The 6,813-nt window shown below is 73.8% G+C and carries 5 protein-coding genes; 1 reads left to right on the top strand and 4 read right to left on the bottom strand.

Annotation, left to right across the window (positions count from 1 at the left end):
* The 3 genes from OO62_RS22965 to pepN all read right to left on the bottom strand — a co-directional run.
* The coding region (locus OO62_RS22965) for a lysine N(6)-hydroxylase/L-ornithine N(5)-oxygenase family protein (RefSeq protein ID WP_033269430.1) at positions 1–1,374 on the bottom strand (1,374 nt) is incomplete at its 3' end.
* Positions 1,371–2,795 (bottom strand): pyridoxal phosphate-dependent decarboxylase family protein, encoded by a 1,425-nt coding sequence (locus tag OO62_RS22960; protein ID WP_033269429.1) that lies wholly within the window; start codon positions 2,793–2,795, stop codon positions 1,371–1,373. The genes OO62_RS22965 and OO62_RS22960, both read right to left, overlap by 4 nt.
* 207 nt (positions 2,796–3,002) lie before the next feature.
* Positions 3,003–5,552 (bottom strand): aminopeptidase N, encoded by a 2,550-nt coding sequence (gene pepN / locus OO62_RS22955; protein WP_033269428.1) that lies wholly within the window; start codon positions 5,550–5,552, stop codon positions 3,003–3,005.
* Between the two features lie 207 nt (positions 5,553–5,759).
* Between pepN and OO62_RS39690 the strand changes: the two genes are divergently transcribed.
* A complete protein-coding gene (locus OO62_RS39690; protein ID WP_157850165.1) occupies positions 5,760–5,903 on the top strand; it encodes a hypothetical protein in 144 nt (47 codons plus the stop codon).
* A 12-nt stretch (positions 5,904–5,915) separates the two neighbouring features.
* Here the strand turns inward: OO62_RS39690 and OO62_RS22950 are convergent, their stop codons facing one another.
* Complete coding sequence (locus OO62_RS22950; RefSeq protein ID WP_033269427.1) at positions 5,916–6,803, bottom strand: helix-turn-helix domain-containing protein; 888 nt, start codon at positions 6,801–6,803, stop codon at positions 5,916–5,918.
* Positions 6,804–6,813 lie beyond the last annotated feature (10 nt).

Here is a 6,813-nt window from a genome sequence, read left to right as displayed (position 1 = left end):
GGTGTGGGTGGGGGGTTGGGGGAGGCCGAAGGTGGTGAAGGCGGTGCGTTCGGGGAGGGGGTAGGGGGTGGTGCCGGTGAGGGAGTTGAGGATGGTGGCGCTGCGCCAGGCGGCGAGGCCGAGGTCGGGGGCGCCGACGCCGTGGGTGTGGGTTTCGGCGTTCTGGACGTAGAGGGAGCCGGTGACGGTGGGGTCGAGGACGACGCGGTGGTGGGGGTCGATGCGGGGGCGTTCGGCGGCGTCGCGGCGGATGTAGGGGTCGAGGGCGGCGAGGAGGGTGTCCAGGCGGCGTTCGCGGTATCCGGTGGCGAGGACGACGGCGTCGGTGGTGAGGCGGGAGCGGGTGCCTTGCTGGGTGTGGTCGAGGTGGAGTTCGACTTTGGTGGTGCCGACGCGGCCGGCGGTGCGTACGGAGACGCCGGGGGTGAGGGTGGCGTCGGGCCAGCCGCCGTGGAGGGTGCGGCGGTAGAGCTCGTCGTGGATGGCGGCGAGGGTGTCGTGGTCGATGCCTTTGTGGAGCTGCCATTGGCCGGGGACGAGGGCGTCGCGGACGCGTTCGGGGAGGGCGTGGAAGTAGCGGGTGTAGTCGGGGGTGAAGTGTTCGAGGCCGAGTTTGCTGTATTCCATGGGGGCGAAGGCGGGGGTGCGGGCGAGCCAGTGGAGTTGTTCGCGGCCGGTGGGGCGGTTGCGGAGCTGGTCGAGGAAGATTTCGGCGCCTGACTGGCCGGCGCCGATGACGGTGAGGTGGTCGGCGGCGAGCAGGGTGTCGCGGTGGTCGAGGTAGTTGGCGGAGTGGATGACGGGGACGGTGGGGGCCTCGGCGAGGGGGCGGAGCGGGACGGGGATGTGGGGGGTGGTGCCGATGCCGAGGACGAGGTTGCGGGCGTGGGTGCGGCCGAGGGCTTGTGCTTCGCCGTCGGGGGCGAGGTGGGTGAAGTCGATTTCGAAGGCGTCGCGTTCGGGGTTCCAGCGGACGGCGTCGATCTGGTGGCCGAAGTGGAGGGTGGGGAGGTTTTCGCTGACCCAGCGGCAGTAGGCGTCGTATTCGGCGCGGTGGATGTGGAAGCGCTCGGCGAAGTAGAAGGGGAAGAGGCGTTTGCGGGTTTTGAGGTAGTTGAGGAAGCTCCAGGGGCTGGCGGGGTCGGCGAGGGTGACGAGGTCGGCGAGGAAGGGGACTTGGAGGGTGGCGCCGTCGATGAGGAGGCCGGGGTGCCAGTGGAAGGCGGGGCGCTGGTCGTAGAAGGCGCAGCGCAGTGAGGTGAGGGGGTGGGCGAGGGCGGCGAGGGAGAGGTTGAAGGGGCCGATGCCGATGCCGGCGAGGTCGAGGGGTTCGTCGGGGGTGGCGGGGGCGGCGGGTGCGTCGGCGGTGCTCATCGGGGGATGTGGCCTTCCACGAGTTTGAGGAGGGTGGTGAGGTCTCCGGGTTGGGTGTGGGGGTTGAGGAGGGTGGCTTTGAGCCAGAGGCCGGTGGGGGTGGTGGCGCGGCCGAGGACGGCCTGGCCGTCGGTGAGGAGGGTGCGGCGGATGGTGGCGAGGGTGGTGTCGTCGGCGCCGGTGGGGCGGAAGAGGACGGTGCTGAGGGTGGGGCGGGAGTGGAGTTCGTAGCGGGGGTGGGCGTCGATGAGGTCGGCGAGGGTCCGGGCGGCGGCGAGGGTGCGGTCGATGAGGTCGCCGAGGCCGCGGCGGCCGAGGGCTTTGAGGGTGACGGCGATTTTGAGGATGTCGGGGCGGCGGGTGGTGCGCAGTGAGCGGCTGAGGAGGTCGGGGAGGCCGGCTTCGGTGTCGTCGTCGGCGTTGAGGTAGTCGGCCTGGTGGGCGAGGGGGGTGAGGGTCGCGGCGTCGGGGACGGCGAGGAGGCCGGCGGCGACCGGTTGCCAGCCGAGTTTGTGCAGGTCGAGGGCGACGGTGTGGGCGCGGTCGAGGCCGCTGAGGGCGGTGCGGTGGGTGTCGCTGAAGAGGAGGGGTCCGCCGTAGGCGGCGTCGATGTGGAAGCGGGCGCCGTGGTGGGCGGCGACGTCGGCGAGGGCGGGGAGCGGGTCGATGGCGCCGGAGTCGGTGGTGCCTGCGGTGGCGGTGAGCAGCACCGGGCTTGCGGGTCCGGTGTGGCCGGTGAGGTTGGCCAGGCAGGTGTGGACGGTGTCGGGGGTGAGGATGCCGTCGGGGGTGGGGAGGGTGAGGGGTGCGGGGAGGCCGAGGAGCCAGGCGGAGCGGTGGAGGGAGTGGTGGGCGTTGGCTCCGCAGACGATCTGGAGGGGGCCGGCGGCGGGGCGGTTCGCGGTGGCGGCTTCGCGGGCGAGGAGGATGCCGAGCTGGTTGGATTCGGTGCCGCCGGTGGTGATGAGGGCGTCGGGGGCGGCGGCCCGGGGGTAGACGAGCGCGGCGAGGGCGCGGCTGGTGAGGGTTTCCAGGGCGGAGGCGGCGGGGGCCTGGTCCCAGGAGTCCATGGAGGGGTTGAGGGCGCCGGCGGCGAGGTCGGCGGCGGTGGCCAGGGCCAGGGGCGGGCAGTGCAGGTGGGCGGCGCAGTGCGGGTCGGCGGGGTCGGCGGAGCCGGCGGCGAGGGTGTGGACGACGGTGCGCAGGGCGGCGTGCGGGCCGGTGCCGTGCTCGGGGAGCAGGGGGTGGCAGGCGTCGTGCACGGCGCGGGTGACGGCGTCGGGGCCGCCGGGCGGGAGGGGGCCGGCGCGGTCCTCGGCGCCGGTGGTGAGGGCGTCGAGGACGGTGTCGAGGAGGGGGCGCAGTGCGCGGGGGCCGTTGGTGCCGCCTGCGAGGGCGGTGCCGGCAGGGGGCACAGACATCGGTGTGCTCTTCTGTCAGGGAGTTGGGGGCCGCGTCTGCGGGGGTGGCCCGGTGCGGGCCCCCGCGGACGGGATGTTAGGCAGCCCTAAGTTACTTTCCCTGTACGCTGCGTCTCCACTGCTTGCGGTCATACCACCCGTAAGTGGTACGGGTGTACCGCAGGTGTTCGGGTGCCGCCGGCTGCGCGGGCGGCGGCACCCGTGTGGTCACCGGGTTGCCGGGTGTGCGCCGGCGGCCGCGGCGCGTACCTTCAAGGCCCGCCGCAGGTCGTCGAGTTGGTCGACGAGCTTGCGGCGCAGGGCGGGGGTGGGGTCGCTCTCGGCGAGGCAGGTCTCGCCGAGGCGGAGGGTTTCCTCGTCGACCCGGGTGGCGGGGAAGGCGTAGCGGCCGGCGGCCTCGGCGAGGGCGGGGCCGCGGGCGGCGGCGAGGGCGGGGACGTCGGTGAAGTAGCGGGCGACGTAGGGCCGCAGCAGGTCGTGGTGTTCGGGTGCCCAGAAGCCGGTGGCGGTGGCGGTGAAGAGGTAGTTGGACAGGGCGGTTCGTTCGTCGGTGCGGAACAGGGCCTCCCAGGCGGCTTCCTTGGCGTCGGGGTCGGGGAGCGCGGCGCGGCAGCGGGCGGCGCCTTCGCGGCCGGTGGCGCTGGGGTCGCGGGCGAGTTCGGCGTCGATGGCCGCGTGGAGTTCGGCGGTGGGGGCGGCGCCGAGGGTGGCGAGCCGGCCGAGGATGCGCCAGCGCAGTTCGGGGTCGAGGTGCGGGCCGCCGGGGACGCTGCCGTCGTCGAGCCAGTCCTGGATGCCTTCGGGGGTGGTGGCGCTGTCGATGAAGGTGCGTACGGCGGTGAGCCGCAGTCCGGCGCCGGTGCCGTTCTCGGGGCCTTCGGTGCGGCGGAGTATCTCCCGGCTGAGGGAGGTGAGGGTGCCGAGCGCGGTGTGGCGGTCGGGGGTGGGGAGGTAGCGGTCGGCGATCTGGGTGCGGGCGAAGGCGAGGACGCCCTGGATGAGGGCGAGGTCGGTCTCGTGCGGGAGGTGGGTGCGGGCGGCGTCGAGGTAGGCGGTGGGCGGCAGTTCGCCGTCGCGGACCAGGTCGCGCAGGGTGTTCCACAGCACGGCGCGGGTGAGCGGGTCGGGGAGGGCGGACAGGTCGCGCAGGGCGGCCTGTGCGGAGGCGGGGTCGAGGCGGATCTTGGCGTAGGTGAGGTCCTGGTCGTTGGGGACGATCAGGGCGGGGCGGGGGCCGCGGAAGGTCCGGGCGGTGCCGTCGGTGGGCACGTCGACGTCGAGGCGTTCGCGCCGGACGAGGGGGTGGCCGGTGGCGGGGTCGCGGTCGTAGAGGCCGACGGCTATGCGGTGGGGGCGGCTGCCGGTGCGGTCGACGGTGAGGGACCAGCCGTCGGGGCCGTCGGTGACGGTGGGGGTGAGGGTGTCGACGCCGGTGGTGCGCAGCCAGGCGTCGGCCCAGGCGTGGACGTCGCGGTCGGTGTGGTGGGCGAGCGAGTCGATGAAGTCGGCGAGGGTGGCGTTGCCGAACTTGTGGCGGGTGAAGTGGGTGTTGATGCCGGTGAGGAAGTCCTTCTCGCCGAGCCAGGTGACGAGCTGGCGGAGGGCGGAGGCGCCCTTGGCGTAGGAGATGCCGTCGAAGTTGAGCAGGGCGGAGGCGGTGTCGGGGACGCCGTCGGGGTCCGGGGCGACGGGGTGGGTGGAGGGGCGCTGGTCGGCGTCGTAGCCCCAGCCCTTGCGGGCGACGGCGAAGTCGGTCCAGGTGTCGGTGAAGCGGGTGGCTTCGGACAGGACCTGGTAGCCCATGTATTCGGCGAAGGACTCGTTGAGCCAGATGTCGTCCCACCACTGGAGGGTGACGAGGTCGCCGAACCACATGTGGGCCATTTCGTGGGCGATGACCATGCCGCGGGTCTGGCGTTCGGTGTCGGTGACGGCGGAGCGGTAGACGAATTCGTCGCGGAAGGTGACCAGGCCGGGGTTCTCCATGGCGCCGGCGTTGAACTCGGGGACGAACGCCTGGTCGTAGGAGTCGAAGGGGTAGGGCTCCTCGAAGATCTCGTGGTAGCGGTCGAAGCAGCGGCGGGTGAGGTCGAGGAGTTCCTCGGCGTCGGCGTCGAGGTGCGGGGCGAGTGAGCGGCGGCAGTGGAGGCCGAAGGGCAGTCCGGCGTGTTCGGTGCGGACGGAGTGCCAGGGGCCGGCGGCGACGGCCACGAGGTAGGTGGAGATGAGGGGGGTGGGCGCGGCCTGCCAGCGGCCGCCGCCGAGGTGCTCGGTGAGGCCGTTGGCGAGGACGCGCCAGCCGTCGGGGGCGGTGACGGTCAGCTCGAAGACGGCCTTGAGGTCGGGCTGGTCGAAGGCGGCGAAGACCCGCTGGACGTCGTCCATGAACAGCTGGGTGTAGACGTAGGTCTCGTCGTCGGCGGGGTCGGTGAAGCGGTGCATGCCCTCGCCGGTGCGGGAGTAGCGCATGGTGGCGTCGAGGCGCAGTTCGTGGTCGCCGGGGGTGAGGCCGGTGAGCGGGAGGCGGTTGCCGTCGAGTGCCGCGGGGTCGAGGGGGTGGCCGTCGAGGGTGGCGGTGTGCAGCGCGGTGGGCTTGAGCTCGACGAAGGTGTCGCCGCCGGCCCGGGCGGTGAAGTGGATGACCGTGCGGGAGCCGAAGGTCTCGTCACCCCGGGTGAGGTCGAGTTCGACGGCGTAGCGGTGGACGTCGATGAGTCGGGCTCGGGTCTGCGCCTCGTCGCGCTGCAGTTGGTGCATGGGGCCATGCTGCCGTACGGCCGGTGGCCGGTGCACGGGGGTTTGCGCAGGCCGGGAAGGTCAGGAGAACGAGCGGCGGATGCCGGCCGGCCTCTCCCCCGCCGAGTGCCGTCAGCCGGCGCGGCTGCCGTCCAGGCTGGAGCGGTCGCTCACGGAGGCGGACACCGGACCGGACGCCGGGCCGGACGCCGACGGCGGGGACCGCTGGTGGTCGGCGCGGGGCACGCCGGCAGCGCCGGACTGCCGGGCGTCTTCGCGCTGCTCGGCGGGGTCGCGCTGCTGGGGGCGCCGGCGTCCGCCGCGTTCGGTGAGGAGACCGCGGGGCGGACGCTGGCGGAACTCTCGCCCTGACGCCCGCTCCCGCTACGGACCGCCCCCGCTGACCAGTGGGGGTTTGTCCGGGTCCGGGATCTGCGTGGACCAGCCGCCGGGAACACTGCGGATCTGCCGGTCGCGGAAGCGGACCGGGGCGGTGCCGACACGGCGGGTGAACAGCCGGCTGAAGTAGGCCGGGTCGTCGTAGCCGACCCGGCGGGCCACCGCGGCGACCGGGAGTTCGGTGCCGACCAGGAGTTCCTTGGCGCGGCCCAGGCGGATGCCCAGCAGGTAGTCCTTGGGGCTGCAGCCGGCGCCGCGGCGTACGGCGGTGCGCAGTTCGGCCGGGGTCATGCCGTGCCGGGCGGCGTGCTCGGCGACCGACAGGGGCAGGAAGGCGTCGCGGGCCAGGGCCGCCAGGACGGGGTCGCCGTCGGCGTCGGTGTCGGCGCGGGCGCGGCGCAGCGCGACGAGGAGTTCGTGGACGGCGGCGGAGGTCTCCACCTCCAGCAGGGGGTTGCCGCGGCGGGCGGCGCGCGCGATGCGGCCGACCGCGGCGCGGGCGGGGCCGGTGTCGGCGAGCGGGACGACCGGCTCGTCCGGTTCGATGTAGCCGAGTTCGGTGTAGGTGGCGGCGGCCGGGCCGGTGAAGTCGACGAAGCTCTCGTCCCAGCCGGTGTCCGGGTCGGCGCCGTAGTGGTGGGTCACCCCGGGGACGATCCACAGCAGGGCGGGCGCGGTGACGGCCCGGCGGCGGCCGTCGGGGGCGGTGAACCAGCCGCGGCCGGCGCTGATGACGATGGCGACGTGGTGGTCGAGGGTGCGCGGGCCGACCGTGGGCAGCGCGCCGTGCTGGAGGCCGACGCCCAGGCAGACCAGGCCGAGCCGGTGGTGGACCGGGCTCGGGGTGAAGTAGCGCATCCAGGTGTGGTACACGCCCGGACCT

The organism is Streptomyces lydicus (assembly GCF_000717345.1).
GTDB classification, from domain to species: domain Bacteria; phylum Actinomycetota; class Actinomycetes; order Streptomycetales; family Streptomycetaceae; genus Streptomyces; species Streptomyces lydicus.
The sequence above is the reverse complement of the archived record's forward strand: the minus strand, read 5'-3'. Positions and strand labels throughout refer to the sequence as shown.

Coding starts and splice junctions, on each gene's coding strand:
- pepN (WP_033269428.1), bottom strand. CDS start 5,552: ATGCACCAACTGCAGCGCGACGAGGCGCAGACCCGAGCCCGACTCATC.
- OO62_RS22960 (WP_033269429.1), bottom strand. CDS start 2,795: ATGTCTGTGCCCCCTGCCGGCACCGCCCTCGCAGGCGGCACCAACGGC.